This is a genomic window from Spongiibacter nanhainus, from assembly GCF_016132545.1.
Lineage (GTDB): Bacteria > Pseudomonadota > Gammaproteobacteria > Pseudomonadales > Spongiibacteraceae > Spongiibacter > Spongiibacter nanhainus.
Genome location: NZ_CP066167.1, coordinates 1,669,297 through 1,695,897, shown reverse-complemented (window position 1 = coordinate 1,695,897; position 26,601 = coordinate 1,669,297). Strand labels below are relative to the sequence as shown.

General features: G+C 56.3%; 23 protein-coding genes. 14 read left to right on the top strand and 9 right to left on the bottom strand.

The annotated features are described in order from the left end of the window. Window positions 1–55: 55 nt before the first annotated feature. The 6 genes from I6N98_RS07645 to I6N98_RS07620 are packed head-to-tail and all read right to left on the bottom strand — an operon-like array spanning window position 56 to window position 5,569. Window positions 56–361 (bottom strand): chaperone modulator CbpM, encoded by a 306-nt coding sequence (locus I6N98_RS07645; protein ID WP_232787502.1) that lies wholly within the window; start codon window positions 359–361, stop codon window positions 56–58. A 1-nt stretch (window position 362) separates the two neighbouring features. Then, entirely contained in the window at window positions 363–1,307 is a 945-nt protein-coding gene (locus I6N98_RS07640; RefSeq protein WP_198571188.1) for a DnaJ C-terminal domain-containing protein, read from the bottom strand. Window positions 1,308–1,350: 43 nt separating this feature from the next. Then, on the bottom strand, window positions 1,351–2,547 hold the full coding sequence (locus I6N98_RS07635) for an ABC transporter permease (RefSeq protein WP_198571187.1): 1,197 nt from the start codon (window positions 2,545–2,547) through the stop codon (window positions 1,351–1,353). A 2-nt stretch (window positions 2,548–2,549) separates the two neighbouring features. After that, the gene (locus I6N98_RS07630) at window positions 2,550–3,758 is read right to left on the bottom strand and encodes an ABC transporter permease (RefSeq protein WP_198571186.1); all 1,209 of its coding nucleotides are present in this window, start codon (window positions 3,756–3,758) and stop codon (window positions 2,550–2,552) included. Further along, a complete protein-coding gene (locus I6N98_RS07625) occupies window positions 3,745–4,437 on the bottom strand; it encodes an ABC transporter ATP-binding protein (RefSeq protein WP_198571185.1) in 693 nt (230 codons plus the stop codon). Before I6N98_RS07625 ends, I6N98_RS07630 begins: the two co-directional genes overlap by 14 nt. Next, complete coding sequence (locus I6N98_RS07620) at window positions 4,430–5,569, bottom strand: efflux RND transporter periplasmic adaptor subunit (protein WP_198571184.1); 1,140 nt, start codon at window positions 5,567–5,569, stop codon at window positions 4,430–4,432. The genes I6N98_RS07625 and I6N98_RS07620 overlap by 8 nt, the downstream gene beginning before the upstream one ends. A 210-nt stretch (window positions 5,570–5,779) precedes the next feature. Here I6N98_RS07620 and ftsH point away from each other — a divergent pair, with 210 nt between their 5' ends. Then, window positions 5,780–7,642, top strand: coding sequence for an ATP-dependent zinc metalloprotease FtsH (gene ftsH / locus I6N98_RS07615; RefSeq protein ID WP_198571183.1), 1,863 nt, complete (start codon window positions 5,780–5,782; stop codon window positions 7,640–7,642). Between the two features lie 43 nt (window positions 7,643–7,685). Here the strand turns inward: ftsH and I6N98_RS07610 are convergent, their stop codons facing one another. Next, on the bottom strand, window positions 7,686–8,870 hold the full coding sequence (locus tag I6N98_RS07610) for a pyridoxal-phosphate-dependent aminotransferase family protein (RefSeq protein WP_232787501.1): 1,185 nt from the start codon (window positions 8,868–8,870) through the stop codon (window positions 7,686–7,688). Window positions 8,871–9,027: 157 nt separating this feature from the next. Then, a complete protein-coding gene (locus tag I6N98_RS07605) occupies window positions 9,028–10,539 on the bottom strand; it encodes an exonuclease domain-containing protein (protein WP_198571182.1) in 1,512 nt (503 codons plus the stop codon). Window positions 10,540–10,714: 175 nt separating this feature from the next. Between I6N98_RS07605 and I6N98_RS07600 the strand changes: the two genes are divergently transcribed. The 3 genes from I6N98_RS07600 to I6N98_RS07590 all read left to right on the top strand — a co-directional run bounded on the left by I6N98_RS07600 (window position 10,715) and on the right by I6N98_RS07590 (window position 14,120). After that, window positions 10,715–12,388 (top strand): Na/Pi cotransporter family protein, encoded by a 1,674-nt coding sequence (locus tag I6N98_RS07600; protein WP_198571181.1) that lies wholly within the window; start codon window positions 10,715–10,717, stop codon window positions 12,386–12,388. Between the two features lie 110 nt (window positions 12,389–12,498). Continuing rightward, a complete protein-coding gene (locus tag I6N98_RS07595) occupies window positions 12,499–13,053 on the top strand; it encodes a glutathione peroxidase (protein ID WP_198571180.1) in 555 nt (184 codons plus the stop codon). Next, window positions 13,050–14,120 (top strand): DUF3080 family protein, encoded by a 1,071-nt coding sequence (locus tag I6N98_RS07590; protein WP_198571179.1) that lies wholly within the window; start codon window positions 13,050–13,052, stop codon window positions 14,118–14,120. The genes I6N98_RS07595 and I6N98_RS07590 overlap by 4 nt, the downstream gene beginning before the upstream one ends. A gap of 18 nt (window positions 14,121–14,138) precedes the next feature. On the opposite strand, the gene I6N98_RS07585 is transcribed toward I6N98_RS07590, so the two are convergent. After that, a complete protein-coding gene (locus tag I6N98_RS07585; protein ID WP_198571178.1) occupies window positions 14,139–15,605 on the bottom strand; it encodes a RimK family protein in 1,467 nt (488 codons plus the stop codon). A gap of 99 nt (window positions 15,606–15,704) precedes the next feature. Here I6N98_RS07585 and I6N98_RS07580 point away from each other — a divergent pair, with 99 nt between their 5' ends. The 10 genes from I6N98_RS07580 (at window position 15,705) to I6N98_RS07535 (ending at window position 26,380) form a co-directional block, all read left to right on the top strand. Next, a complete protein-coding gene (locus tag I6N98_RS07580) occupies window positions 15,705–16,856 on the top strand; it encodes a GNAT family N-acetyltransferase/peptidase C39 family protein (RefSeq protein ID WP_232787500.1) in 1,152 nt (383 codons plus the stop codon). Next, the gene (locus tag I6N98_RS07575) at window positions 16,853–18,154 is read left to right on the top strand and encodes a flavohemoglobin expression-modulating QEGLA motif protein (protein WP_198571177.1); all 1,302 of its coding nucleotides are present in this window, start codon (window positions 16,853–16,855) and stop codon (window positions 18,152–18,154) included. Before I6N98_RS07580 ends, I6N98_RS07575 begins: the two co-directional genes overlap by 4 nt. A 213-nt stretch (window positions 18,155–18,367) precedes the next feature. Beyond that, on the top strand, window positions 18,368–19,531 hold the full coding sequence (locus I6N98_RS07570) for a sensor histidine kinase (RefSeq protein WP_198571176.1): 1,164 nt from the start codon (window positions 18,368–18,370) through the stop codon (window positions 19,529–19,531). 42 nt (window positions 19,532–19,573) lie between these two features. After that, window positions 19,574–21,559, top strand: a complete 1,986-nt coding sequence (locus tag I6N98_RS07565; protein WP_198571175.1) for a sensor histidine kinase — start codon at window positions 19,574–19,576, stop codon at window positions 21,557–21,559. Further along, the gene (locus I6N98_RS07560) at window positions 21,528–21,929 is read left to right on the top strand and encodes a response regulator (protein ID WP_198571174.1); all 402 of its coding nucleotides are present in this window, start codon (window positions 21,528–21,530) and stop codon (window positions 21,927–21,929) included. The genes I6N98_RS07565 and I6N98_RS07560 overlap by 32 nt, the downstream gene beginning before the upstream one ends. A 235-nt stretch (window positions 21,930–22,164) precedes the next feature. Next, entirely contained in the window at window positions 22,165–22,590 is a 426-nt protein-coding gene (locus tag I6N98_RS07555; protein WP_198571173.1) for an MAPEG family protein, read from the top strand. A gap of 513 nt (window positions 22,591–23,103) precedes the next feature. Further along, window positions 23,104–24,327, top strand: a complete 1,224-nt coding sequence (locus I6N98_RS07550; RefSeq protein ID WP_198571172.1) for a tyrosine-type recombinase/integrase — start codon at window positions 23,104–23,106, stop codon at window positions 24,325–24,327. A gap of 114 nt (window positions 24,328–24,441) precedes the next feature. Then, entirely contained in the window at window positions 24,442–24,726 is a 285-nt protein-coding gene (locus I6N98_RS18770; RefSeq protein WP_420496988.1) for an AlpA family phage regulatory protein, read from the top strand. Then, on the top strand, window positions 24,726–25,040 hold the full coding sequence (locus I6N98_RS07540; protein ID WP_198571170.1) for a helix-turn-helix domain-containing protein: 315 nt from the start codon (window positions 24,726–24,728) through the stop codon (window positions 25,038–25,040). The genes I6N98_RS18770 and I6N98_RS07540 overlap by 1 nt, the downstream gene beginning before the upstream one ends. Further along, the gene (locus tag I6N98_RS07535) at window positions 25,037–26,380 is read left to right on the top strand and encodes a DUF3631 domain-containing protein (protein WP_198571169.1); all 1,344 of its coding nucleotides are present in this window, start codon (window positions 25,037–25,039) and stop codon (window positions 26,378–26,380) included. The genes I6N98_RS07540 and I6N98_RS07535 overlap by 4 nt, the downstream gene beginning before the upstream one ends. The last annotated feature ends 221 nt before the right edge of the window (window positions 26,381–26,601 follow it).

Here is a 26,601-nt window from a genome sequence, read left to right as displayed (position 1 = left end):
TGGCGGCAAAGCGCCCTAAAACACCGATAATTCTCGGCACTGACCCACAAACCTCTCAATCTAACTCGACCAGGCGCTGGAGTTGGCTGCGCAGTACCCGGTTCTCTTCGCGGCTGCGCTCCAATTGATCCAGCAAGTCCATAGCCAAGGCCACCCCCGGCCAGTTGATTTCCAACTGTCGATGCAGACGCTCAGCGCGCCGGACCAGGCACAGCATTTCGCTGTCAAACAGCCATTCCTGGGGTCGCTGGCCCGGCGGCTCGACGATGCCCAAATTGACGATCTCTATCACCAGTTCGCCTGACAAATCGGTAAGCGTGCAAAACTGCTCAAAACTAATCTGTGTCACTCGCTCGCTCATCTTATTTCCTCCACTGGGCGCGGGGGTTAAAGGCCGCCCGCTCGCTCAGTTGCTGCCACAGCGCCTTAACATCGTCATCCAGTTTGTCGGGCATCACCACTTTAAGCGTCACGTAGAGGTCACCTCTACCCTGCTTACTGGGCAGGCCCTTGCCCTTAATACGAATCCGTTTGTCAGACTGGCTGTTCTCCGGCACGGTAATACGGATATCGCCTTCCAGCGTGGGGATGGTGACCTTGGCACCCAGCGCCACTTCCCAGGGTGCCACGGGCACGGTAACCACTAGATTGTGCCCTTCCACATCGAACATTGGGTGGGGCACAAGACGTATCCGAAGGTACAAGTCCCCGGCCGCCCCCCCACCGGGTCCAGGTGCGCCCTGGCCTTTGAGACGAATGCGCTCACCGTCCCGCACACCGGCAGGCACCTTCACTTTGAGCGTTTTCTCAACCGCCTGCCGGCGTCCCTGAGCATCGATCTGCGGCAGGTGATACTGCACAGTCTTTGACTCTGTCGATAATGTGTCTTCTAAAAAGATCGGCAAATCTGTCTCAACATCCTGCCCCCGCAAGCCGCCCTGGGCCCGTTGGCTAAAGCCGCCACCGCCAAAGCCGCCGCCGAAGATACTGTTAAAGAACTCCGAGAAGTCACCGTCGTAGACGTGTTCCTCCCGGTACTCGCCACCGCGCCCCTGCCAACCCGGGGGTGGCTCAAAGCCGCCACCGCGCCCGGCGTACTGACGCAGCTCGTCGTACTCGGCGCGCTTGTCTTTGTCGCCCAGCACCTCGTAGGCCTCAGTCACTTCTTTAAAGCGATCCTCAGCGTTGCTCTCCGTCGACACATCGGGGTGGTACTGGCGAGCCAAACGCCGATAAGCCGTTTTTATCGCCTTGAGATCCGCGTCAGGCTCTACACCCAACACACTGTAGTAGTCTTTAAACTCCATTGTGATCAGCGTCCTCAATCAACATTTTCAGGGCCAGCGCGACTTACTCATCGCGCAGCGCCTCGATGGGGTTGAGCCGCGCGGCGCGAACGGCCGGGGCGATACCCGACAAAAGCCCCACCACCATCGACAGCATCAACGCCATTAATAGATATAGGGGGTTTATCGCCAGAGGCAAGTCCGGCGCGATGATTTTTGTGCCGCCGACCAGCACGATAACCAGGGTGATTCCCGCCAGGCCACCGGTGACTGCCAGCACAACAGCCTCCCCTAAAAACAACACCATGATCTGCCGCGCGGTACAACCCAGTGCCGCCAGCAAGCCAATTTCTGCCCTGCGCTCCTGCAGGGCGGTAGTCATAATCGTCAACACCCCAACGCCGCCAACCAGGAGGGAAATACCCCCAAGAGCCGCCACCACCAGGGTCAGAATACGCAGTATATTATCCAGGCTCCCCAGCATATCCTCCTGGGTAAACAGGGTGAAATCTTCCCGCCCGTGGAGCTGGGTAAGTCGCTCCCGAATTCGCTGGGACATGTCCGCCGAGTTTCCCCGCTGATCAAAGATAATGTCCACTTCCATCAGGCTCTCGCGATTAAATAACTGCAAGCCTCGCGAGGCGGGGATGTAAACCACATCATCCAGATCGAAACCCAATAGCTGGCCCTTCTCCTCCATGACACCAACCACTCGGTAGCGGGCACCGCCCACCCGAATCAACTTACCCAGCGGACTGCCGGCACCAAATAGCTCCCGCTTGAGTTTAGCCCCCAAAACGGCGTAGGCCCGAGCCGATACTGGGTCGTCCGCCGGCAAGAAGCGCCCCTGAGCCACCGCAATCTGCCAGGCCTCGGCGGCTTGGTGGCTAACCCCCATAACATTGGTATCGCGTCCCATCCGCCCCGCTTCCACGCGACCGGTTCCGCTGACCACCGAAACCACCGCGTCCACATAGGGCAGATCCCTAAGGGCCTCAGCATCTTGAATCCGTAATGGCTTTGTCGAGGACAACATCCCGGCCATACCCTGAGTGGTGACCTTGCCAGGCGACACGGCGATAATGCGGGTACCAAACTGAGAGAAACTCTCCAACACATACAAGCGGAGACCCTCGCCGACCGAGGTCAATGCGGCCACCGCGGCAATGCCGATGGCAATCCCCAGTACCGTGAGTCCGCTGCGCTGACGATTACCCGACACAGCCCGGATCGTCCACGCCATGGCATCCCAGACTCTCATCGTCAACGCTTCTGCAAGGCAGTCACGGGAGCCAGACAACTGGCGCGGCGCACCGGCAGCCAGGAGAACACTACGCCGCTGATCAAGGCAACCGCGACCGAGGCCAGCACCGACCAAAGCGGTGGGACAAAATCGATCGAGGGCGCAAGCAGGCGTCCCACCATTACCAGCGCACCTCCCAGCAATACTCCCAGTAGCGCGCCCAGGCCCGCCGACAATACCGACTCGGTGAGAAATACCGCCATCACCTGCCGCGACGAGGCCCCCAGCGCCTTGAGAAGACCGATCTCATTGGTGCGCTGGGCAACGCTGATCACCGTGATATTCATTATCAATATTCCCGCCACTAACAGGCTAACAAAGGCGATAGCGGCAACCCCCAGGGTCATTACCGACAAGATATCGTCAAAGGTCTCCAGCATGGCCTTTGGACTTACCACGGTAATATCACGCTCCCCCTGATGCAGCTCGGCCATAACCGCCGCAATCTGCTCCTGCATGATGTCGACATCGCGTCCGTCCCGGAGCTGAATAATGACCCGCAGCAAGCCGTGAATATCAAACAGGCGCTGGGCGCTGGCCACCGGCATCATTACGCTGTCGCTCAGATCCAGGCCAAAGGCATCGCCCCGCCCCGCCAGCACACCAACTACCCGGCAGCGGGAATCGGCCACCCGGATCAGCTCACCCATTTGCAATTCCCGACCAAACAACTCGTCGCGCAGGGTTTCGCCGATAATGCACTCGTCCCCCACCCGGCGGATATCTTCACTACGCAGATTGCGACCCTGAGAAAACTGCATCTGCCGCACATCGACAAACGCTGCGGTGGTCCCCATCACCAGCACCTCCCTGGCCCGCTGTTGAAACGAGACTTCCGCACTGCCCACCACGATAGGGGCGACGTTTTCTATGCCAGATAGCCGGCGCTGCAGCACATGCACTTCGTCGAGGGTAATATCGCGGGCAGCGGCGCCGGTAACCGGGGGCAGCCCGCCGGTGGTTTCGTTACGACCTGGAAACAGCGCCACCACATCGGCTCCGAGAAAATCAAATTCCCCCAGGACGTAGCGTCGGGCACCCTCACCCAGTGCCGTCAACACAATCACTGCTGCCACACCCAACGCAATGGCCAATAACACCATGGCACTGCGAAAACGGTAGCGGGCGATGGTTTGACCACTGAAGCGCAGCAGATCACGATGCTGCATGGGTACCCCCCGCCAACTCGCCAACAATGCGACCATCCACCATGCGAATACGCCGCCGAGCCCTGGCACCCAGGTCGTTGTCGTGGGTCACTACCAGCACGGTGATGCCTTCGCTATTGAGTTCTTCAATCAAGGCCACCACTTCAGCGCCGCTGTGGCTGTCCAGGTTGCCAGTGGGTTCGTCGGCCAGCAACAATTTGGGACGGCGCACAATAGCCCGCGCCAGGGCCACCCGTTGCCGCTGGCCACCAGACAACTGCTTGGGAAGGTGATGCCCCCGATCGCAAATGCCGAGCCGCTCCATGGCCTGGTCGGCCAAACGGCGACGCTCGGCGGCGGCGACCCCCACCAACATCATTGGCAGCTCGATATTTTCCCGGGCGGTAAGCCGTGGGATAAGGTGATAGGCCTGAAACACAAAGCCAATGGTTTCACTGCGTAGCGCTGCAAGCTCCTCCTCCGCCATCGACGTGGTCTCCTGCCCGGCCAAACAGTAGCGCCCACTGTCCGGCCTATCCAGCAGGCCCAGCATATTCAGCAGCGTCGATTTCCCCGAGCCCGATGGCCCCATCACCGACAGGTAGTCCCCTTGCTCGACGTGGAGATTAACGTCGTTAAGGGCGTGCACAGCCTGCTCACCCAGCCAGAAGGTTTTGTGGATGCCGGTAAGGTCAATCATCCACCGCCACCGCCGTCACGCCGTCGTCTATACCCGGCTTGTCGGGGCTGCTCACTACCCGCTCTCCCACCGACAGGCCCGATACCACTTCGGTGTAGGACCAGTTGCTCAAGCCCCGCTCGATATTTCTTTTACTGAGGGTTTGATCCTCGCCCAGCACCCACACACTATCGTCGGGAAGAATCGCTTCGGTGGGCAGCCTGAGGGCCTGCTCCCGGGCGTCCAGTATCACGGTGATATCGGCGCTGTAACCCACCAGCAGTTTGACCCCCTCGGGGAGGTCGTCCAAACGCACATCCACATCGACAGTCCGGGCCTGCTTTTCCAGGTCCAACACATAGGGAGCAATTTGGGTGACGGTGCCGCTGAGGTCCTGATCCCGGTAGGCATCTAAGGTCACCCGGGCAGGCAGCCCCACTGCCAGACGGCCAGCATCGATTTCATCAATCGGCGCGGTGACATAGAGGCAATTGTAGTCAATCAAATCTACCGCTGCCGGCGTCGGTATGCCCGGCGGTGAAGGGGTAATATATTCCCCCTGCTCGCCGTTGACCTCCGCCACCACTCCGGCAAAGGGCGCGTGCAGTCGCGTGCGCTCAAGCACCGCCTGTTGCAAGGCCAGCCGCGCCTCTGCCACCCCGGTTTGATGCTTGGCCGCCTCACAGGCACGCTGCTGGGCATTGGCGGCGGTGGCGGCAATATCGGCATTTTCCTCCGAGGTCAGCCGACGCGCCACCAGGCGCTTAACTCGCTCAGACTCGCGGGCTTTGTGCTCTGCCTGCAGACACGCGCTATCGCGCTCGTGACGGGTCGCCTGCAGGGTCTGCTCGGCCTGGTTGACCTCGGCCTGGCGATCGCGATTCCACAGCTCTAGGAGTAACTGTCCTTGCTCCACCCGGTCACCCTCAGTGACCAACAGGCGATCGACCACCCCGCCAATGGGCATCGACAATCGCGAGCGGCGACAGGCCTTGACCGTGCCCGCGCGGGTATTGGCCACCGAGGCTTCCACCGGCCCCTGCTCAACCTCTACCACCCATACCGGCAAGGGGACTGAGTGAGTGAATTTCCAGACAATTGCCGCCACGACGACAGCAACTACCGCGACAGCCACTACAGCTTTCTTCTTCACGGAGTTCTCCCGCTTTATGATGACCCAAGCCTAGTCTATGGGGACAATTAATCGCACTGATCCATATCAAGTTATCTCGCGGCGCCCCTTTGCGCAAACTGCCTGCATGACTCACCGCAAAATGGTAGCGAGCACGACCATCAATCGATTAATGACAAGGCCACAAGATGATTGGTGTAATAGCGACACAACCCAATTGGCAGAGTACCGATGAGCAAAGAAGCACCTCCACCACCTTCGCCACCCTTGAACAACCTACAAAGTTGGTTACCCATTCTGTTTATGGCCTTTGGCCTGTATTACTTGAGCCAGATGCTGGCGGGTGGCGCCACCCAGGAAATCAGTTATACCACCTTCCTGGACCAGGTCCGCAGCGATAAAGTGGCCGACGTGCTGATGAAAAGCAATGAGATCCACGGCCACTATAAGTTGGCTGAGGACGAGCGAGTGAGCCGCAGTGGCTACCACTTCAAAGTTTACGCCCCCACTGTCGAAAGCGAGCGACTGCTGGACATTCTCGAAACCCACAATGTGACCATCAAAGCCCAGGCCGATAAGCCTTCCCTGTGGGCGCAATTGCTGATTGGCTTTCTGCCCTGGCTGCTGATCATCGGCTTGTTTGTGTGGAGCGGCAATATGCTGCGGGGCAAGCTGGGCGGTGCGGGGGGCCTGGGCGGCTACAACCGCTCCAAGGCCCGGCGTTTTGACAGTACGACTGAGGGCCCTCACTACAGCGATATCGCCGGCCTCGACTCGGCTAAGGACGACCTTCGGGAGATTATTGACTATCTCAAAAACCCCGATAAATACCGTGCCATGGGCGCACATATGCCAAAGGGCGTACTAATGATGGGCGCCCCGGGCACCGGTAAAACGATGTTGGCCCGGGCCACGGCAATGGAAGCTGGAGTGCCCTTTTACTCGGTCAGTGGCTCAGAATTTATCGAGATGTTTGTGGGTGTGGGCGCCTCCCGGGTCCGGGATATGTTTAAGCAAGCCCGGGATGATGCCCCGGCGCTGATCTTTATCGACGAGATCGATTCCGTGGGACGGGTCCGGGGCACCGGGCTGGGGGGCGGCAACGACGAACGCGAGCAAACCCTCAATCAGGTCCTGGCGGAAATGGATGGATTTAATGCCGAAGAGGCCGTTGTCGTGCTCGCCGCCACCAACCGCCCCGATGTGCTAGACCCAGCGCTGCTGCGCCCCGGCCGCTTCGATCGCAAAGTCACCTTGGAACTCCCCCAGCGGCAGGACCGAGAGGCGATTCTGGCCGTGCACTGCCGCGGTAAGCCAATCAGCCCGGAGGTCAACTTGGAGGACATTGCCGCCATCACCCCCGGCTTTGCCGGCGCCGACTTGGCCAACATCGTCAACGAGGCCGCATTGCATGCCGCCAGAGAAGATCGCCAATCCATCACCCACGAGGACTTTTTGCAGGCCCGGGAAAAGGTCGTTATGGGCGCACCGCGAGCCGATCTGCTAAACCCCGACGAGCGCCGACGCATTGCCTGTCACGAAGCCGGCCACGCCCTGACCGCCTACTTTTCGCCCCACAGCGATCCGGTCCAGAAAATCAGTATTGTGCCCCGAGGGCAGGCGCTGGGCATGACCGAGCAAATCCCCCAGGAGGACCGCCACAACCTCAGTGAAGCTTACCTCCGGGCCAGGTTGTCAATTCTATTGGGAGGGCGCTGCGCCGAAAAACGGCTGTTCGGAGACACCAGCACCGGCGCTGCAGACGACCTTAAACAGGCCACCAAACTGGCGTATAAGATGGTGGGGCAATGGGGCATGAGTAACGAGTTGGGGCCGGTAGGCTACAGCGTGTCTGAAGAGCATCCCTTTTTGGGCCGGGAGCTCAGCGAGCCCCGAGAGTTTAGCGAACACACTGCCAGCCTACTGGATGCAGAGGTGCGCGCCGCCCTGAGCGCGGCAGAAAAACACACCGAAGACCTGCTGGAACAGCACGCCCCCCAACTGGAACACTTACTGAATGCGCTATTGGAGAAAGAGACCCTGCAGCACACAGAAATCGACAGCTTGCTGGGGAGCGCTCAAAAACCAAGCTAGAGCCAGCTCCCCCGACAAGCGCGCCTCTGCGCGCTGAGTGCAACTATGGCGCCAGGGCCGCAGACACCGCAGACAAAGCGGCGTCGGTATCGACGCTGCGCCCCTGCTCTCTCATCGCGTCTGACAGGGCGCGGATAAGCAGCTCAATATTCTCGCGGCGGGCACTGTAGCCCATCAGGCCAATGCGCCACACCTTGCCGGCAAAATCCCCCAGACCGGCACCGATCTCCAGGTTGTGTTTGCTCAACAGATACTGACGAACCTGGGCATCGTCGATCCCCTCGGGGATATACACACTATTGAGTTGGGGCAGCCGCGCAGCCTCGGCCACAACAAACTCGATGCCCATGGATTGCAGACCCGCTGCCAGAGCCCGGTGCATGGTGGCATGGCGTTGCCAGGCGTTTTCCAGCCCCTCTTCCTGCAACATCACCAGGGATTCGTGCAGGGCGTAAAGCGCATTGATCGGCGCGGTATGGTGGTAGGCCCGCTTGGCACCTTCACCCCAGTAACCCAGGATCAGATTCATATCCAAGAACCAGCTTTGCACCGGGTGCTTGCGGGCCTTGATCGCCGCCACAGCGGCATCGCTGAAGGTCACTGGCGATAGACCGGGGGTGCAGGACAAGCACTTCTGGGTGCCGCTATAGACAGCATCGGCCTTCCAGCGATCCACATACAAGGGGATGCCCCCCAGTGAGGTCACCGTATCGACGATACTCAGGCAACCGTGGCGCTGGGCCAGATTGCACAGTGTTTCCGCGTCGCTGCGGGCCCCAGTGGAGGTCTCGGCGTGCACAAAGGCCAACACCTTGGCATCCGGATTGGCTTCAAGGGCGGCGCTTACCGCGTCCGGGTCCACCGGTTTACCCCACTCCTGATCCACGCGAACCGCGGTGGCGCCACAACGGGTGACGTTTTCTACCATGCGATTGCCAAAAACCCCGTTCACGCAGACGACGGCCTTGTCGCCGGGCTCTAGCAAATTGACAAAACAAGCTTCCATCCCCGCCGAACCGGGGGCCGATACCGGCAGTGTCAGTTCATTGTCAGTTTGAAAGGCATATTTCAGCAGCGTCTTGATCTCATCCATCATCGCCACAAAATCCGGATCCAGGTGGCCAATGGTGGGCCGGCCCAGGGCCTCCAGAATACGTGGATGAACATCCGAGGGGCCGGGGCCCATCAAGGTCCTGGGAGTGGGATGGAAGGAGGTGATCGAAGTCATAATGGCCGCCTTTTGGGTCGTGTCTTAAACTATGACGCTGCCTGACAGCGCCGGATGGGGCGCTATTGTACGCTATTCGATTTTAATCTGCGGCCTTTACACTGCGCCCAAGTAGCTAAGCCCAGGTAGCTAAGCCCGAGTAGCTAAACCCAAATCACTAGCCCAGGCTCGATAAGGGCAGGCATTCCAGCTCGGCCTCAAATTTTTTAAGGATGCGATAACTGTCAAAATCAAAGTCCCGCTCCGTCGCCTCTGCCAGTATCGATAGACAAGCATCCCGGCTGGGTTCACCGGGTGGCAGCACGCCCAGGTAAACCCAGCGGTCTACCAGGTGCCACGCGGCGTCGCCTCCATTCCCGGATTCCCTCAGCAGTACCGGCTCACCATAGGGCCAGGCCTCCACCATTCGGGAAGTCAGCGCCCCTCGCAGCCGATCATTGTAGTCGGCAGCGGGGTCTTGGCCGCAACACGCCCCTCGACAGCGCTGCAGCTGGAAAGCAAAGCACGGCCTGGATGGGCGCCCCCCTTTTTCGATACCCAAACGTTGCAGGCACAGGCCAGCATCCGCAGCCGCATCGGTCATATAGTCTCGCGCTTGCTTGCGGGTTCTGAAAACCGCGAATTCACGCCCCGCCGCGAGAATGTCACTGGGCAGACCAGCGTGGAAGTGCAGCTGGTCATAGCCCTCCTTATCTGCCTCAAGGGTGACGCAACACAGACTGCGCTGGCGTCGAAGACGCTGGTTGTATATCGGCATCCGCTGTTTGATTTCGCGACTCTCTTGCAGCAGCGCCCCCATCTCACCGGCCGTTTCCGAAAACTCGATGCGACGCAATTGCTGGGCGATTTTCATCGCCTTACCGCCGTGCTGGTCAGCGCTAAAATGGGACAGAACCCGGCTGCGCATATTCACGCTCTTGCCGATGTACAACAGCTGGTCGTTGTCGCCATAGAAGCGGTATACCCCGGGCCGACTGGGAACGGCGTCAATCTGCTCCCGGGGCAGCTTGGGTGGTAACGCGGGCATCTGCAGCTGCAGGGCAATATGGTAGGCCACCGCCGCCTCGCCACAATCGGCAATGGCGTAATCCAGGAAGGCCTGCATCGCCAGCACATCCGCCATGGCACGGTGATGGCGCTCGGTTTGAAAATCGATATATCCACAGATCGACTCGAGCCCGTGACGGGGCCACTGCGGGTAAAGGGCCCGGGCAAGCTTGAGGGTACAAAGCACTTTGGGCCGGTAATCGTAACCCAGTGCGGCAAACTCCCGTTTGAGAAAAGCCAAGTCAAAGCGGGCATTGTGGGCCACCAGAATCCGTGACGCCAGGCGCTGCCACAGTACTTCCGCCACATCCTTGAATGTCGGCGCGTCGGCAAGATCCCCATCGCTGATACCGGTCAGACCCTGAATAAAAGGAGGAATCGAAACACCGGGTTCAATCAGAGACTCCCACGAATTGGTCTGGGGGGTTGAGAAAGTGTCGGCGAGTTGCCCGCCACCCCGGCACAATACCGCCACCTCCATAATACGGTCGTGTTTGGCGCTGGCGCCGGTGGTTTCCAGGTCCACCAGTGCGAGCGGAAGCTCAGTCAGCACAGCAATATTTATCCCCCAAATTAACTCGATAGCAATGGTATCCCGGCGCCCGGTAAGATCACAGCACATCGACGGAGCCGGCTCGCCCGCCTTCCACTACGCCGCATCAACATCCTCGGCTACCCTTGCAGTAATTCACCAATCCGGCGATTTATAAAAAACAGACCACGCCACTGTGCAAAGCGCCGCCGCTCATTCTATGATTTCACTGAGCTCCTGAACCAATACAAAAGACCCTGATGCTATGCCGCAAAGTGTAATAGTCATCGCCACGCTCCTCGGTGGGCTTGGCCTGTTCCTGGTCGCCATGGACATGATGACCGATGGCCTCAAGTTGGCCTCCGGACATTCATTACGGCGATTGCTCTCCAACTGGACCAGCACCACCCTGCGGGGTGTCATGACCGGTATGGCGATGACGGCAATCGTGCAATCCTCCAGCGCCGTCACCGTGGCATCGTTAAGTTTCGTCAATGCCGGGGTATTAAAGATGCGCCAGGCCCTTGGCGTTATTTACGGCGCCAATATCGGCACCACTATGACCGCCTGGCTAGTAGCCGTGATCGGCTTCAAGCTTAATATCCACGCCTTCGCCCTACCTGCCATTGGTATCGGCGCCTTTTTGAGCCTGACCCGCAGCAAGGGCAAACGCCTTGGCCTGGGCCGGGCGCTGGTGGGCTTTGGGCTGTTCTTCCTGGGCATCGACACGCTGCAATCGGCCTTCGAGGGCCTGGTTAACGAGTTTGATCTGGGCACGGTACGAATGCAGGGCGCCACCGAAGTGCTCATCTACGTGCTGATCGGCATCGTTATGACCATCCTGACTCAGTCTTCCAGTGCGGCCATCGCCATTACCATCACCGCCGCCGGCGCGGAAATTTTTGGCCTGTACGCGGCGGCGGCCATGGTGATTGGCGCCAATGTGGGTACCACCTCCACCGCCATTTTGGCGGCACTGGGCGCCACTCCCAATGCCAAACGTCTGGCTGCCGCCCAGGTGATTTTTAACCTCGGCACCGCCGTGGTGGCACTGGCGCTGCTGCCGTTGATGTTTGTTGTGGTGGAACATTTGCAGCAAGCGCTGAGCTTATCACCCAATATCGGCATGACGCTGGCTTTGTTTCACACTGTGTTTAACTGCCTGGGGGTCGCATTGGTCATCCCCCTCAATGGACGACTGGTGCGCCTGCTAAACCGGATGTTTACCTCCAAGAGCGAATCCCTGGCCACGCCCCGCCACCTGGACAAAACCACTGTGGGCACACCCTCACTGGCGGTGGGCGCACTGAGCCTCGAACTGCAACGCAATGCCCGACACCTTGGCGATGCTGCCCGCGCCGTCCTGGTGGGCAACCCCCGCGAGCCGGACTTGGCGCAGAATATCGACGCTATCAACCAGCTGAGCCACAGCATCTCAGCGTTTATCGTCCAACTGGAGCGATCTGCGCTTTCTGAACAGGTCACCCGGGAGCTCTCGGCGCTAATGCGGGTTGACCAGTACTTTCTTACCTGCGCTGGGCAACTGGCCACCGCTCTGGAGACCCGGCAAAACCTCCACACTCTTCCCGTGCCGGAACTGGACCAAGCCGTCAGCGACATCCAACAACAATCTGCTGACTTTCTCACCGCTTCCACCCACGCGGATTCGGATCACTACTTTGAGGATTGGGAGGCGAGCTACCTGAAACTTATGCATGCCCACAAAGAAGTCAAACAGCAACTACTCACTGCGGGAACGATCGGCCAAATCAGTCTGCAGAGCATGATGAACAATATCGACTTCCTCGGTGAGATTAAGTCGCTGAATGAGCATTGGTATAAGGCCATTCGCGTGCTTGCCAAGCTGGAGCAAGATATCAAGTCCGATGGTAAAGAGGCCGAAGCGGTGGAGCCGGATAGTGCCTCACCAAGCCTTTGAAAGGGGGTGATCTATTCTTGGTCTGAGGTGGTATAGAGTTAGTTATCTGAGGTGTATATTGTTAGCCATAAAGTCACTCAAAACCGGTGAATACAACTGAAGGACGGATCATGTTTGCTCGACGCGCGTTCGCTCTTATCACATTAGTTTTCTGCGGCGGCGCTTATGCCGACTGGCAGTGCCCCGACGATCTGAATACCAGCATGCCCACGCTGGAGGCAGGAGAATTAAACCTCTGCGATACCGTCAAAAACGCCAAGGCCGTGCTGGTGGTTAATACCGCCAGCATGTGTGGCTTTACCCCCCAATTTGAGGGGCTGGAAGCGCTATATCAAAAATATAAGGATCGCGGCCTGGTGATCATGGGGGTTCCAACAGCGGATTTTGGCGGCCAGGAATACGACAGCGCCGCCAAGACCAGCGAGGTCTGTCACGCCAATTACGGCGTGACCTTCCCGATGTTCCGCAAGTCTTGTATTCGCTGTGACAACCCCCACCCTCTGCTGGCCTTGGTTAGCGATGCCAGTGGCTCCAAGCCCAAATGGAATTTTTATAAGTATGTGCTGAACCCCAAAGATGGCTCGGCGACGGCGTTTTCTTCTCTGACCAAACCCGGCTCAGATAGCATTGACGAGGCGCTTCGGCCCCTACTTGCCGGAGAATGAGGGCATTTCTTTCAGCGCCGCCCCGCTTGGCGGCGCTGGCATTGCTTATTGCGCTCAGCGCCTGTGACAGCACATCGTCGGCAAACTCCGCCTGGGAGGATTACCTTACCCGCCTGAGCCGGGTGTTGGATGTGGCAATACCTGACCCGGCGCCACCACCCTACCCCCAATTTCCCCGTACCCGAGAGCTGGCGCTGACGTTCTCACAAAGCGATATTAACCTACTGGAGTTCCTGCGCCTGCGGCGCTGCAAGTTGCGGGAAACACTGGCCGAGCGAAACAGCATTCTCGGCCGGCACGGGGACGCCTCCAGCCACTTAATATTTGATCTCCGCTTTCTCAACGAAGCGCCCGCCTGCATCGAGGAGCTTAAGGCCGACGACGACAGCGAGCTGGCCCAGGCCTTAATCGACGCCCAAGCAAGCAAACAGCGCGATTTGCCAGCGAGGTTGTTTATGGCGCTATTGGCCGGCAAGGAGTTTCGGCAGATCTGGCAGCCCCCTCAGCGTCAACGGGATTACCCCCCTCAAGAGGCCGACCCCGCGGTCCAGGCACTCAGGCAATGGCAGCGCTGGCAAGCGGCTTGGTTGCGGGGCGAGTGGCAGCACAGCGGCGACGCGCTTCTGGAATCCTTGGGTCAGCTCCGCCACGGTCGTGGCGGTGAATTACTGGCCTTCCAGCAAACGACTCTGGATGGTCTGCGCCGCAGCACCGCCATGATCCGCCAGCGCGTGGAGGGCCGCCCGCTGTGTTTAAACCGCCAGCCCATCAACGAAGCCCGCTATTTTCAGAATGTGGTGAGTCAGTTTTTTATCACCGGCCTGCAGCGCCAAGCCAGCGATGCCAACCGCCATCAGCTGGCTCTACTGGGTGCGGTACGTCAAATAGAGGCTGATTTGGCTGGGGCGCTATCGGCCTCGGGGAATGCGATCCCCGAAACCTATCGACAGTGGCAAAGACAGCGGGACGCGCTACTTGATGCCGCCAAGGCAGCCCAACGCGACCATGTGGCCGCTGTCGAGGCATTGCTTTCACAGTGCGGCCTGGCACCGGGCCGGGAACCCTGAAGGGCTAAAATTCACAGCTCAGCGTCCGCGTTTTTCCATCCGCTGACGGAACACTTCCATTACGGCCTGGTATAAGCCGTCGCCCAGATAGCGATCCTCAACCCCCGCATCGATGCTGGGGTTGTCGTTGACCTCAATGACCACCACCTTGTCGCCGCTCTGTTTTAGGTCGACGCCGTAGAAACCCTTACCGATCAGGCGACACGCTTTGACGGCGGCATCCAGCACCGGCTTGGGTGCCTCGTAGGTAGGCATGGTGTCAAAGCCGCCGGACTGACTGCGACTCTTACCATGCTTGTAGATCTGCCAGTGGTTTCTCACCATGTAGTAACGGCAGGCGTACAGAGGCTTGCCATCCAGTACACCGATACGCCAATCGTAATCGGTGTACATAAACTCCTGGGCCAGCAGCAACGCGGACTTGACCAACAGGCGCTGGCTCTCGGCGGCCAGCGCCGGCCAATCGTCGACCTTGACCACACCTTTGGAAAAGGCACCGTCGGGGACCTTGAGCACCATGGGCAGTCCCAAGTCGTCAACCAACCGCTCAAGCTCGCCCTCTTTGTCCCGGCGTAAAAACGCCGTTTTGGGCACGGGGACTTTATTGGCCCTCAGCAGGTCAGCCAGGTAAATTTTATTGGTACAGCGCAGGATGGAGGTGGCGTCATCGATGACCACCAAACCCTCCGCCTCGGCCTTTTTGGCAAAGCGATAAGTATGATGATCCACCGACGTGGTCTCCCGAATAAACAGGCCGTCGTACTCAGCCAGGCGCTGGTAGTCCCGCTTGGTGATCTTCTCGGCGGAAATCCCCATTTGTTCAGCAGCGCGGATAAACTTCTGCAGCGCGCTTTTGTTACTCGGCGGCAGCGCCTCTTGCGGATCCATCAGTATCGCCAGGTCATAGCGAAAACTTTTGCGGGCTTTAGGCCTGCGCCACATTTTGCTGCTAAAGCTTTCAAAGCGATTGGCAAAGGCCTCTTGCTCTTCAGCATCCTTTAAACTGCTCAGTGGTAGGGCCTGTACTTTGCGAATGCGCCAGCGACTGCGGTACTCCAGGGAGATCTCCAGTAGCGGGCAGGGAAAGCGCTCGAATACTGCCTTGGCAATTCCCTTGAAGGACGTCGCCAGAGTGTCGCCAAACCACGTGCGCACCGACCGCTGCTCACCCTCATCGCCAGCGGGCAACTTGGTCAACTGTGCGTTGGCCTCTTCCCACTGAATGGCTGCCAGCGACTTGCGGGACAGTTCACTTAAGGTCTTCACTGAGGGCAGTACATGATGGCCCCTGGCCTCCGCCAGCAGTGAACAATAATAGCCGGTACCCAGGTAACGGTAGGAGCGGCACAAATTGATGACTCGCACTCGCTCTGCAGAGTTGTGATGAACAGATTCCAGGTAGTGATCGAAGCTGATCACATCCTGGCTGGGGTAGTAAGGCGACCAATCTTTGGGGTCATCGACCACCACATAAAAGCGCGACATGGGCGTCACTCAGGGGCGTGGAAAAACCGGCATTCTGCGACTGAATCGCCCCTGCCACAATAGTTTTCACGCCGATAGACTGGGTAATTTTTGCGCAGTATGATGGCGCGACTTATCCGTTCAGCGTGCCATGCCCTGGTGTCTATCCAATTTCGTCAAGCCGTACTCAGCGATGTCGACGCCTTGGTCGCACTAGAGGCTCGTTGCTTCGACAGCGACCGCCTTTCACGCCGCAGTTTCAAACGCTTTTGTCAGCCCGGTCCTCATAGGCTCAGGGCGCTATTCATCGACGACACAATCGCCGGCTACAGCCTGATTCTGCTGCGGCGCGGCACCAGTTTGGCACGGCTGTACTCCCTGGCGCTGGCACCTGAGAGACGTGGTCAGGGGCTTGCCCAACGCTTACTGCAGGATGCCGAGGAATGCGCCGCTGCCTTAGACAGCGTTTATCTGCGACTGGAGGTACGCACCGACAATGAAGCCGCCATTGCGCTCTACCAGCGCTGCGGCTACCAGCGCTTTGGCCAGGTCGCCGACTACTACGACGACGGTTGCGACGCGCTGCGCTACGAAAAACGCCTGACCAGCCTGGTGCGCAGTAGCGCACTCAACGCCCCCAAATACTATCGACAGACCACAGAGTTTACCTGTGGTCCCGCATCACTGATGATGGCCATGCATGCGCTGCGCCCCACCACACCTATGGACCGACGCAACGAGCTGCAACTGTGGCGGGAAGCGACCACCATTTTTATGACCAGCGGTCACGGCGGCTGCTCACCACAGGGCTTGGCATTGGCCGCGCTGCGGCGACATTTTCAGGTACTGATGTATATCAACGATAGTGGCACGCCCTTTATAGACAGTGTTCGCGATCCCCACAAACGGGAAGTCATTCAACTGGTACACGACGATTTCCTGGATCAGCTACAGGACTACCCCGATACACTGACAACCTGTCACCTGGATAACGCCACCTTTAGCGAGGCGCTAGATCGGCACAATCACTTGGTCGCGCTGATCAGCACTTGGTCTTTGAATCGCAATCGCGCTCCTCACTGGGTCTATATACACCGCTCCGACCGCAACTATGTCTACATCCACGACCCGGATACCGAGGAGCAGGCCGGACAGTCTGAAGCAGAGTTTGTGCATGTGCCCATTGCCATCGATCGCTTTGTCGGCATGGCCAGTTTTGGTAAACGCCGGCTGCGCTGTCTGTTAGCCATAGAAAATGTGGATTCGCCATGACTCAGCCCCAAACCTATCTTGAGGCCTTGAAGCATTGCTCTGATGCCATGATCAGTGCGCAAAAGCCCATTCTTATTCTCGATGCCATCAAGTGGCCCCAGCAGACCGAAGTCGAGTTCTTTGCCGACGGCGCAAAGCGCCTTCCTGCCATTAGCCGAGAAGACTATGCGCGCATGAACCCGTTGGGCTTCGATCCGGACGACAAGCGCCGAGAGCTGGAGAGCATCGCCCATACCATTACTCAACGATTGGGGGCCGACGACCCGCTGGGGCGCATTCTGTTACAGACATTGAATCAGTATCAGACCGTTGTGAGCATGCTGGAAAACCGCGGAACCCCGGCTTTCCAGGCGGCTAGCCAGACCTTATACGGCTCGACCCGGGATGCGCTGCGCGGCGACACTTTGAGTTTGATCGACTTGGGCAAGCGCTTGTGTGAGATTTTCTCACTGCCAGCGGCCCAGCACCTCAACGCCTCTCATCCCAAAAATATTGAAGCCGGAGCGGCGGTGGATATCTTGCGTCAACGACTGCAACCCTACTTTGTCGACAGCGCTTTTACCGTCAAAGAGACCGACGGCATTGTGTCGGATGCCTCCGCCGGTGGTGACTGTATCAAGGTCAATACCCACGCCGCCTTCTCAAAGCTGGACCTTCAGGTTCTGGAAGTCCACGAGGGCTGGGTTCATGTCGGCACCACACTCAACGGGCGCAACCAGCCCTGGGCCACCTGGCTAAGTGCCGGCTCACCGCGCATTACCGCCCTGCAAGAGGGCCTGGCGGTGCTGATTGAAACCCTGACTTTCAGCTCCTTCCCCGGTCGGGCCCGACGCATTAGCGATCGGGTTGTCGCCATAGATATGGCAGAGGCCGGCGCCGATTTTATGGAGGTCTACCGCCATTTTATAAACCAGGGTCTTGGGCAAAGGGAAAGCTATAAAATTGCCCAGCGGGTATTTCGTGGCGGTGATGTGGCCGGTGGCGCCTGTTTCACCAAGGATTTGTCCTATGTTCGCGGCCTGGTGGAAACCGTCAATTTCATTCGCAGTGCCATTCTGGCAGACCGGCCAGAGCTGCTACCCTGGCTGTTTGCCGGCAAAGTGGCCCTGGACGATATCCCCACTCTGTACCACTATCACAAAGAGCAGATAATTGCCCCGCCCCGCTACCTGCCACCCATGTTCCGAGACCTCAATGGTCTGTATGTGTGGTTTGGCTTCTCCAGTGGCTTTGCAGCCATCGACCTGAAAAACATACAGGCGCACTTTCAGAGCCTATTTCGCCAACACCCAAGCTGAAGAGTCCGGACTTGAGGGGGAATACAGCAGCACGCCGCAAAAATAACAGGGCTTTAATATCTATATAACCTTAAGTAATACACCGTATTAATTCACTCTAAAGACTGGCTCAAACTAGCATCACAGACTACTTTTACCATTAGTACTGTTAGGCAAGGAGCACTGAAAACGGCGCTCCCCCACAATAACCAACGTCAGTACGGAAAGCCTGCTATGTCAGCCACAACCGCACCAGCCAAGCCCGGCGCTGAACACTACCTCCAGCGCGAGCTTTACGAGCGCGTAAGACAAGATGCAACGGTATTCGAGTTCCTCCAATCGGGTTGCCTGGACGGCGTATGGTACTGGGATTTAGAGCAACCCGAGAACGAGTGGATGAGTCCGCGCTTCTGGGAGTCCCTGGGTTACGATCCCGCTCAAATGCCCCACAAAGCATCGGCGTGGCAGGATATTATTTTTGCGGAAGATCTCGAGCTTGCCATTGAGAATTTCCGCCACCACTGCGACGATCCTAACCACCCCTATGATCAAATCGTTCGTTATCGTCACTCCGACGGTCATACTGTGTGGATTCGATGTCGGGGCCTGGCAATGCGCAATGAGCAAGGCAAACCTATCCGCCTATTGGGGGCCCATACTGATGTGACCTCCCTCAAGGAGGCCGAGCTACAGTTACAAGAAAAAAATGATGAACTCCGCAATTTCAGTTATGCCATCTCCCACGACCTGAAAGGCCCCATTGGCAATGCCGGATTAGCGCTTAATCTGGTTTACCAACGCAGCGCCGACAAACTCGATGCAACCAGCACAAGACTTCTGGAAGAGGTCGAAAAATCGATGAAGCGCATGGTGTCGCTCATCGATGCCCTTCACCGGATTGCCACCATAGAGCACGACGACTATAAAACCGAAGCCTTCTCGATAGCTGAAGTACTGAAACAGGTTCGCTACGACCTTCGCTACGATATCGAAAGCAGTCACGCACAGATCGAACTCTCCGCAGACTGCCGCATCACAGCATCTTCAGTGCTGATCAACCAGGTGCTGTATAACCTGGTGCTGAACGCCATTAAATACGCCAAGCCAGACATACCACCCCATATTGTGATCTCAGTGGTAGATACCGGTGATCACTGGCGATTCGCTGTTGCAGATAATGGTCAGGGTATTGCCGCCGCTGATCTGGAACGGGTGTTTGACTATCTGAAGCGTTTGCACAAAGGCCGCGGCCCCGCTGGGTGTGGACTGGGGCTAAGCTTTTGTAGAAAAGCTGTTGGACTGATGGGAGGACAGATATGGGTGACATCAACACCGGATGTTGGCTCAACCTTCCACTTTACCGTAGCTAAACCCACCACCTGCAGCACATCGGATTAGCTAGAATCTATATACATACACTGGGCCAACTGAGTTCCTACCTTGAACACACCTGCCATCTACAAGGGGCGTCCGCACCAACGGATCTTCTTTCACATCCTGCTGATCACCATTGCCCTGGTGGTGTTGAGCAACATGATGACTCTGGGCACCACTTACCTGGCTCTGGACCGCGAGCTGGAAGCAAAAGACGACTTGCTGTTACAAAGCGATACCAAAGCGCTATCCTATTATTTGCAGCGCACTATCGCCGCCCTTGGTGTTGAGCTGGAACAGGTCGCTCAATTTCCAGCTCTTATCCAGTATATTCAGGCATCAAGGGACACTGAATTAGAATCTGCGAATAATCCATGGCAAGAGGATGTCACACAACTCTTCTCCGGCCTGATAAGGGCTAAACCCCGTTACGCCCAAATGAGGCTGATCCACCATACCGGAAAAGAGCTAATTCGGGTGGACCAATACGGCGCCAATGGCCAGTTGAGGGTGGTGTCCAGACAAAACCTACAGGATAAAAGTGAGCGGGATTACTTCCAGGCTGCAAATGCTCTGCCACGTGGTGAAATCTATTTCTCCCAGGTAGATCTCAACAGAGAATTTGGCAAAATCGCCGAGCCTCGGCAACTTGTTGTGCGTGCCGCCGTCCCCTTGTTTAACGGGGTGACTGACGAGCGTTTTGGCATCGTAATAATCAACCTGGCATTGAATAAAGCTCTGCAGTTGCTACCATCTTTTAGCGACCCCACGCATCAATTAATGGTCATTAACGACGCTGGCCAATACCTTTTTCATCCGGACCCGAATAGAACGTTAATAGCCAAAAATGGCGAGCTTCATAACTTTCTCACTGACTTTCCACCACTTAACACGTCCATCACTGCAGAAAATCAGGATCTATATCATCACGAAAACTACACCATAGCAGTGGCACCCATCCCCTACCATGGCAATAGCAATATGTATCTTGCACTGCGCAGCGACAATGCAGACGCGGTAAAGGTGCGCAGCATGGTCATCCGACAAACCGTATTTATCTTAATATTACTGTTTCTACTGGCAATCCTAATCAGCGTGGCGACCTCCCGGCGCCTGGCCCGACCGATTGAGCTGATGTCTAAGCAAGTCTTAAAAGGGGCCACTGGTCAAGGCAAGCTGCGGGCATCGTTACCGAGATACGCCTCAGCAGAGTTTTATTTTTTGGCCTCATCATTGGATGAGGCAAGCGATATAACAAAAGATCAACAACGCAAGCTCGAGCAAGAAGTTGCCGCAAAGAATAGAGCGCAAAATGAACTGGAAGAAAAAATTGCCTTGCTGGACAACAAAAACCGTGAGCTGCAGCAGTTCACTTATATCGCCTCCCACGACCTGCAAGAGCCTCTGCGTACGGTGCGCAGCTTTGTCGATGTAATCAACAAAAAGTACGTCAGCCACTTCGACGAGCGTGGCAAACAGATGATGGGTTTTATCGACGACGCAAGTGCGCGCATGCAGGACTTGGTAAAAGACCTATTGGACTATGGGCGCATCGGACGTGATCTGACGCCAAAACCCATAAACTTAATGCAGCTGGTGCAGGATGTAGAGGACGATTTATCCGGCACTATGACTAGCCGCGGTGCAGTAGTAGAGTACAAAGAGTTACCAAATGTCATTGGACTGGAAACGGAGCTGAGATTACTGTTTCAAAACCTGCTCTCCAACGCCTTTAAATTTACCGAGGTGGGGGTCCAGCCAAAGGTCAAAATCACCGCGCGGCCCGTCGATAGCGGTTGGCAATTTGCAGTCTGTGACAACGGCATAGGAATACCGGAAGAATACCGGGACAAGGTGTTCGGCGTATTTAAACGGCTTCACAATCGCCAAGATTATCCGGGTACAGGAATTGGTCTCGCCCACTGTCTTAAAGTCGTTAAGCTACACGGTGGCGACATCTGGATAGAGGGTAACGCCCCCAACGGCACCTGTGTTGTGTTTACCTTAAAGGAGGTTGTCAATGAAAAAAATAAACTCGATCCTGCTGATTGATGACGACGCAGCCACTAACTTCCTGCACCGGATGGTTATTGAAGAGTGCGGAATTTGCGACGCCATAACCGAAGCCGGCGACGGCCTCGAAGCACTTGAGTATCTGACAACCGCAACAGAGGTGGGCTACCCTCAGCCCGACCTGATATTTCTGGACATCAACATGCCCAGAATGGATGGCTGGGAATTCCTGCGCAGCTATGGAGATCTGCCGGACGAGTGCAAAGCTGGTGCAGTCATCGCCATGCTGACGACCTCGCTAAACCCCGATGACCGTGAACGCGCCAAACAATTCGACTGTGTCCACTGCTTTGAAAACAAGCCCCTTGATGAGGGCAAATTGCAGCGCTTACTGGCAGCACTGGAGTAACCTCCAAACTAACTTCCCTGCCAGGACACAAGGCCTGGCTATGCCCTTCTCACCCGTCTGCCTCTTAACAAATAGCTAGCCGGGCAAGGAAAAGTCACCACACGACTATCTGTGATCTCTGCGATAATACCCAAAGCCAAGGCAAGCGTGCTCACACTATCCGTGCCTACACTATCTTTGGAACGCGCGGTTATTGCCGGCTACTCTCTTTCAGTAAATTATTTTGTGAGGTCATATGAGTATCGCTACCTGGGCACTGCTGGGGTTTGCCGCTTGGACAATACTGCTATTGCTGTTCACCGTCGGGGTATACCGCTGGACCCGAATATTGTCTGGGCGCACCCCCATCCGTGAGTTTGTTGCTGACGGAGACGGCAGCGACTGGTACAAGCGCGCCATGCGAGCCCACACAAACTGCGTAGAAAATCTGCCTGTATTTGGCGCCATCGTGTTTGCGATACATGCCAGTGCTACCACCGGCATGACCGTCGATGTTGTCTCGCTAGGTGTGCTCATCGCAAGAATCGCACAGTCGCTAACCCACGTGTGCTTTGAGCAAACCAACACCCTGACATCAATCCGTTTTGCTTTTTTCTTTGCGCAGATTATCGGTTTCTTTGTTCTTATCTGGATTGTGGTATCCCACTCACTGGCCGGCTAGTAGACCACACCCGGGCTCTCCCTGCGGGGCGCCACCACTGCGCGGCGGCGTCTAAAATGCGGCGCATTTTATCGAACCCGACGAGGCTTCTCTCCCGCCTTCTCCCCAAATAAAAAACCCGGCACGGGGCCGGGTTCTATTATTTATGGCGGAGAAGGAGGGATTGATCAAACCAGGCTAAGGCCTGCTTTGCCCCCTGCGGGGCGCCTCCGCTGCGCGGCGGCGTCTAAAATGCGGCGCATTTTATCGAACCCGACGAGGCTTCTCTCCCGCCTTCACCTCAAATAAAAAACCCGGCACAGAGCCGGGTTCTTTATTTATGGCGGAGAAGGAGAACGTCGAAAACAATAATACATAGGACGTATACGACGAACAATAAATTTATATTTGTTTATATTCAATAGGTTACTGTATCATCAATTCCAGAGCGAACTATAGCATCCTATCCAAATGACGGTCTGGATGACGGTCTGCCTAGCTCCTCCGCCACATGCTCAAGTTGGAATCCCAGATATGCCGCTCACAGCCACAAGCGTCAAAAATGCCAAATCAAAGGACAGCGACTACAAGTTATTTGACCAAGGCGGGCTTCACCTTATAGTGCGCAAATCGGGCACTAAGACCTGGAAATATGGTTACAGGCTCAATGGTAAACAAGGCACCTTTACAATAGGCACCTACCCAGAAACTTCACTTCAAGAGGCGCGAGAAGCTCACCTACAGGCGCGAAAGTTGGTCAGCCAGGGTCAGAATCCCACAGACGCTAAGCGTTTTGAGGAAGCTAAAAAAGCTGCTCAGGACATGCGCTTTAGTGACTACTGCAAGGACTGGATAGCCAAGCAGAACTACGCGGTGACCACCCTTCACGACCTGGAGCAACGCCTTGAAAAAAACATATACCCTGCCCTAGACAAGCGATCCGTGGATAGCTTCACAACCAGAGAATTGCTGGAGATACTCACTCCAATCGCAAAGCGAGGCGCCAAAGAGACGGCGAAGCGCATGGCAGGCATCATGAGGCAGGTATTCAACGACCTCCTGCTATTGGGCATGATTGACAATAATCCTGCGCAAGGGCTTGCTGAACTACTCCCCAAGCCAGACCACCGACAAAAGACCAACTTCGGCCACATCACTGCTGAGGAGGACTTTAAGAACCTGTTGACGCAAATTCACAGCCCGAGCGCCCGCCAAAGCCCATTTACCACAGCCGCGCTCAAGCTGATGCCCCTTCTTTTTCTTCGCCCTTACAATATTCGATTCATGAAATGGGAGTACATCGATTTCAAGGCAAATATGCTCACTATTCCGGGTTCAGAGATGAAGTCCAACAAGGAGCTAAAAGTACCACTCGCGACCCAGGCGATCGCGGTATTGGAGGAGGTGAAAAAACTCGGAGCCCAGAGCTCATACGTGTTTGTGACCAGCCACGGCCATGGAAAGCCAATGAGCGAGAACACCACCACAGCAGCCATCAAGCGACTTATAAACCCTAAAACAGGTCAACCATTTGGCACTGGCTTTATGACTAGCCATGGATTTCGACACACCGCCAGCACCTTCCTGAATGAGATGGGATATTCCCCTGACGCTGTGGAACTTCAGCTTGCCCACGTGAATAAGGATAGGGTGAGGGCTACCTACAACAAAGCCCAACTAATGGACGAGCGTATCAGGATGATGCAGGAGTGGGCGGACTACTTAGACAAGCTTCGGACTTCTCCGGATTGCCCATAGAGCACTACATAGGCCCCCCTGCACCCAGTGGTGCAAAAAGTTCAGATATTTTTTTGCACTTCCCTCAAAGTCACTATCAAGCCTTCGTTAATGACGGCTTGCAACCACTGACAAATGAGGTGTGCAACTATGCCAAAACCGCTCAAACGCGACCTAAACCAAAGCCCCAACAACCTCGAGACGGCTAACTCTCAAAGGAATATCCGCATCATCCGTGTCAAGGACGTGATGTTGAAAACAGGGCTCTCTAAGTCCCACATCTACCTCTTAGCAAACAAAGGTCTATTCCCAAGTAGCTTGGCAATCGTCCCGGGCGGCGCCTCTCGCGGCTGGGTCGAGAGCGAGGTAGATGATTGGGTAATGAGTCGTATTGCTACTCGCAAAATGGAGGACTGTTAATGAATACTTGCAATCTGATCACCCCAGCCCGCAAGAAAAACTTCTACTTTGTGGCTCCGCCGGCTCCCTATACGAAGCCAGCCCACCTCCCGCATCGTCTTGCGCTGACTCTGGCCTTAATTGTCGAATCTGGTGCGAAGGGTACAAGCAGCCTTGCGTTAGTGAACGAAGGGCTGCTACATCCAAGCAATTACGTTAGTCGGCTTCGGGCCATGGGAGCGATCATTGAAACGCAGTGCCGCAGCGATACTGACCGCAACGGCTGGACTCACAAAAACGTGGCTCACTACACCTTCAAAGGTATTACGCCATGAGTGGAACATCAGATACTCAACGTTCAGATGTAGAAAAGGGGCTGCCCGCCTGCCAGCAGAAACAGCCCCTTACTCCTCATGAGGAAAATGCAATGACAAACGACACATCCCTCACTACCGAGAGTAGCACAAATGAAGCGGACCTTCCGCTTCTTCCTACCACCGCAGCAGCCCCAGACCCTACTTCTGGCGAACATGTTGACATTGTCCAGGAGGGGCAGCTAGAGACCGCAGATGCCGCAATATTGGCTCCCCCGAAGCGGGAGTTTCCTGAAGGCCTCGTACCCTGGCATAGCCCGGTAACTATGGCAAAGGAAGCCGACGATATTACGGAGATCATTAAAAAGTATTGTGTGCTGCGGGATGAAGAGGTAGACGCAATTGTTCTGTGGGTCATCGCAAGTTACTTGATCAACTCCTTCCGAGTGTTCGGCAAGCTTTTTTTTCAGAGCCCGGTGAAGCGTTGCGGGAAAACTACTACGATGGAAGTCGTTAGCACCTTTGCCAAAGATTGCCTGATGACTTCCAACATTTCGGCGGCAGTAATGTTCCGGGTAACAAGGCGCTGTCAGCCAACCATTTTCCTGGATGAGGCCGATTCGCTTATCCGCTCGGCCGACTCCGACCTTATTAACATTCTCAACTCTGGACACACCAAGAGCTCAGCATACGTCATGCGTTGCACTGGAGATGACCATACACCGAAAGCCTACAGCACTTGGATGCCCGTGGCGCTGGGATCAATTGGCGCTCTGCCTACAACAGTTATGGATAGGAGCATCGTAATTAACTTGCGTCGTAAGCTGGCACACGAAGTAGTCTCAAAGCCCCCAGAAAACCTGGCGACATTGAATAAAATCTACCGGGAAAAACTTCTCCGCTGGTGCATCGACAACAAACACGCCGTAGAGCAATCTACCGTAGAGGCCCCAAATATTGGCAACGACCGGGCAGCGGATAATTGGGACCCACTATTTAAGGTAGCAGAAATCATGGGGGCCGACTGGGGATTGCGCTGCGAGGCTGCCTACAAGGCAATAACCGTGATCCCCGAACCTGATGCAAAGGGGCTCTTGTTGCAGGATATTCAGGCTGTGTGGGCGTCTCACAAGGATGATCGCATTGCCTCCAAGGCACTAGTAGATACTCTTTGCGGTGACCCTACAAAACCTTGGTCAACATTCAGTTCGGGTAAAAGCATCACCCAAAATAAAGTAGCGTCTATGCTTTCTGATTTTGGAATTCGCCCTAAGGACATCCGCTTCCCCGAAATAGGCACGAGGCGTGGTTATGAAAGGGAGCAGTTTACTGACGCCTTTGCCCGGTACAACAACCATTAGTTAAACTGCGACAGTGCTACACCCCGCTAGAATCATGGGGTCTAGCCAAAGCAGATTGCAACATGTCCACGACAAGGTTCCAACACAACCTCAACGCCAAGAATAATATGTCGCGGACTTGTCGTGTTGCATGTCGCACAACGCGCTCCCCGCAAACCTTTGGTATGCCTAGCTTGTAGCACCGTAGCACTTCGAAGCAGCCATTTAAGCCCGGACCGGCC

Coding starts and splice junctions, on each gene's coding strand:
- I6N98_RS07645 (WP_232787502.1), bottom strand. CDS start 361: ATGAGCGAGCGAGTGACACAGATTAGTTTTGAGCAGTTTTGCACGCTT.
- I6N98_RS07640 (WP_198571188.1), bottom strand. CDS start 1,307: ATGGAGTTTAAAGACTACTACAGTGTGTTGGGTGTAGAGCCTGACGCG.
- I6N98_RS07635 (WP_198571187.1), bottom strand. CDS start 2,547: ATGAGAGTCTGGGATGCCATGGCGTGGACGATCCGGGCTGTGTCGGGT.
- I6N98_RS07630 (WP_198571186.1), bottom strand. CDS start 3,758: ATGCAGCATCGTGATCTGCTGCGCTTCAGTGGTCAAACCATCGCCCGC.
- I6N98_RS07625 (WP_198571185.1), bottom strand. CDS start 4,437: ATGATTGACCTTACCGGCATCCACAAAACCTTCTGGCTGGGTGAGCAG.
- ftsH (WP_198571183.1), top strand. CDS start 5,780: ATGAGCAAAGAAGCACCTCCACCACCTTCGCCACCCTTGAACAACCTA.
- I6N98_RS07610 (WP_232787501.1), bottom strand. CDS start 8,870: ATGACTTCGATCACCTCCTTCCATCCCACTCCCAGGACCTTGATGGGC.
- I6N98_RS07605 (WP_198571182.1), bottom strand. CDS start 10,539: ATGTGCTGTGATCTTACCGGGCGCCGGGATACCATTGCTATCGAGTTA.
- I6N98_RS07600 (WP_198571181.1), top strand. CDS start 10,715: ATGCCGCAAAGTGTAATAGTCATCGCCACGCTCCTCGGTGGGCTTGGC.
- I6N98_RS07595 (WP_198571180.1), top strand. CDS start 12,499: ATGTTTGCTCGACGCGCGTTCGCTCTTATCACATTAGTTTTCTGCGGC.
- I6N98_RS07590 (WP_198571179.1), top strand. CDS start 13,050: ATGAGGGCATTTCTTTCAGCGCCGCCCCGCTTGGCGGCGCTGGCATTG.
- I6N98_RS07585 (WP_198571178.1), bottom strand. CDS start 15,605: ATGTCGCGCTTTTATGTGGTGGTCGATGACCCCAAAGATTGGTCGCCT.
- I6N98_RS07580 (WP_232787500.1), top strand. CDS start 15,705: ATGATGGCGCGACTTATCCGTTCAGCGTGCCATGCCCTGGTGTCTATC.
- I6N98_RS07575 (WP_198571177.1), top strand. CDS start 16,853: ATGACTCAGCCCCAAACCTATCTTGAGGCCTTGAAGCATTGCTCTGAT.
- I6N98_RS07570 (WP_198571176.1), top strand. CDS start 18,368: ATGTCAGCCACAACCGCACCAGCCAAGCCCGGCGCTGAACACTACCTC.
- I6N98_RS07560 (WP_198571174.1), top strand. CDS start 21,528: ATGAAAAAAATAAACTCGATCCTGCTGATTGATGACGACGCAGCCACT.
- I6N98_RS07555 (WP_198571173.1), top strand. CDS start 22,165: ATGAGTATCGCTACCTGGGCACTGCTGGGGTTTGCCGCTTGGACAATA.
- I6N98_RS07550 (WP_198571172.1), top strand. CDS start 23,104: ATGCCGCTCACAGCCACAAGCGTCAAAAATGCCAAATCAAAGGACAGC.
- I6N98_RS18770 (WP_420496988.1), top strand. CDS start 24,442: ATGAGGTGTGCAACTATGCCAAAACCGCTCAAACGCGACCTAAACCAA.
- I6N98_RS07540 (WP_198571170.1), top strand. CDS start 24,726: ATGAATACTTGCAATCTGATCACCCCAGCCCGCAAGAAAAACTTCTAC.
- I6N98_RS07535 (WP_198571169.1), top strand. CDS start 25,037: ATGAGTGGAACATCAGATACTCAACGTTCAGATGTAGAAAAGGGGCTG.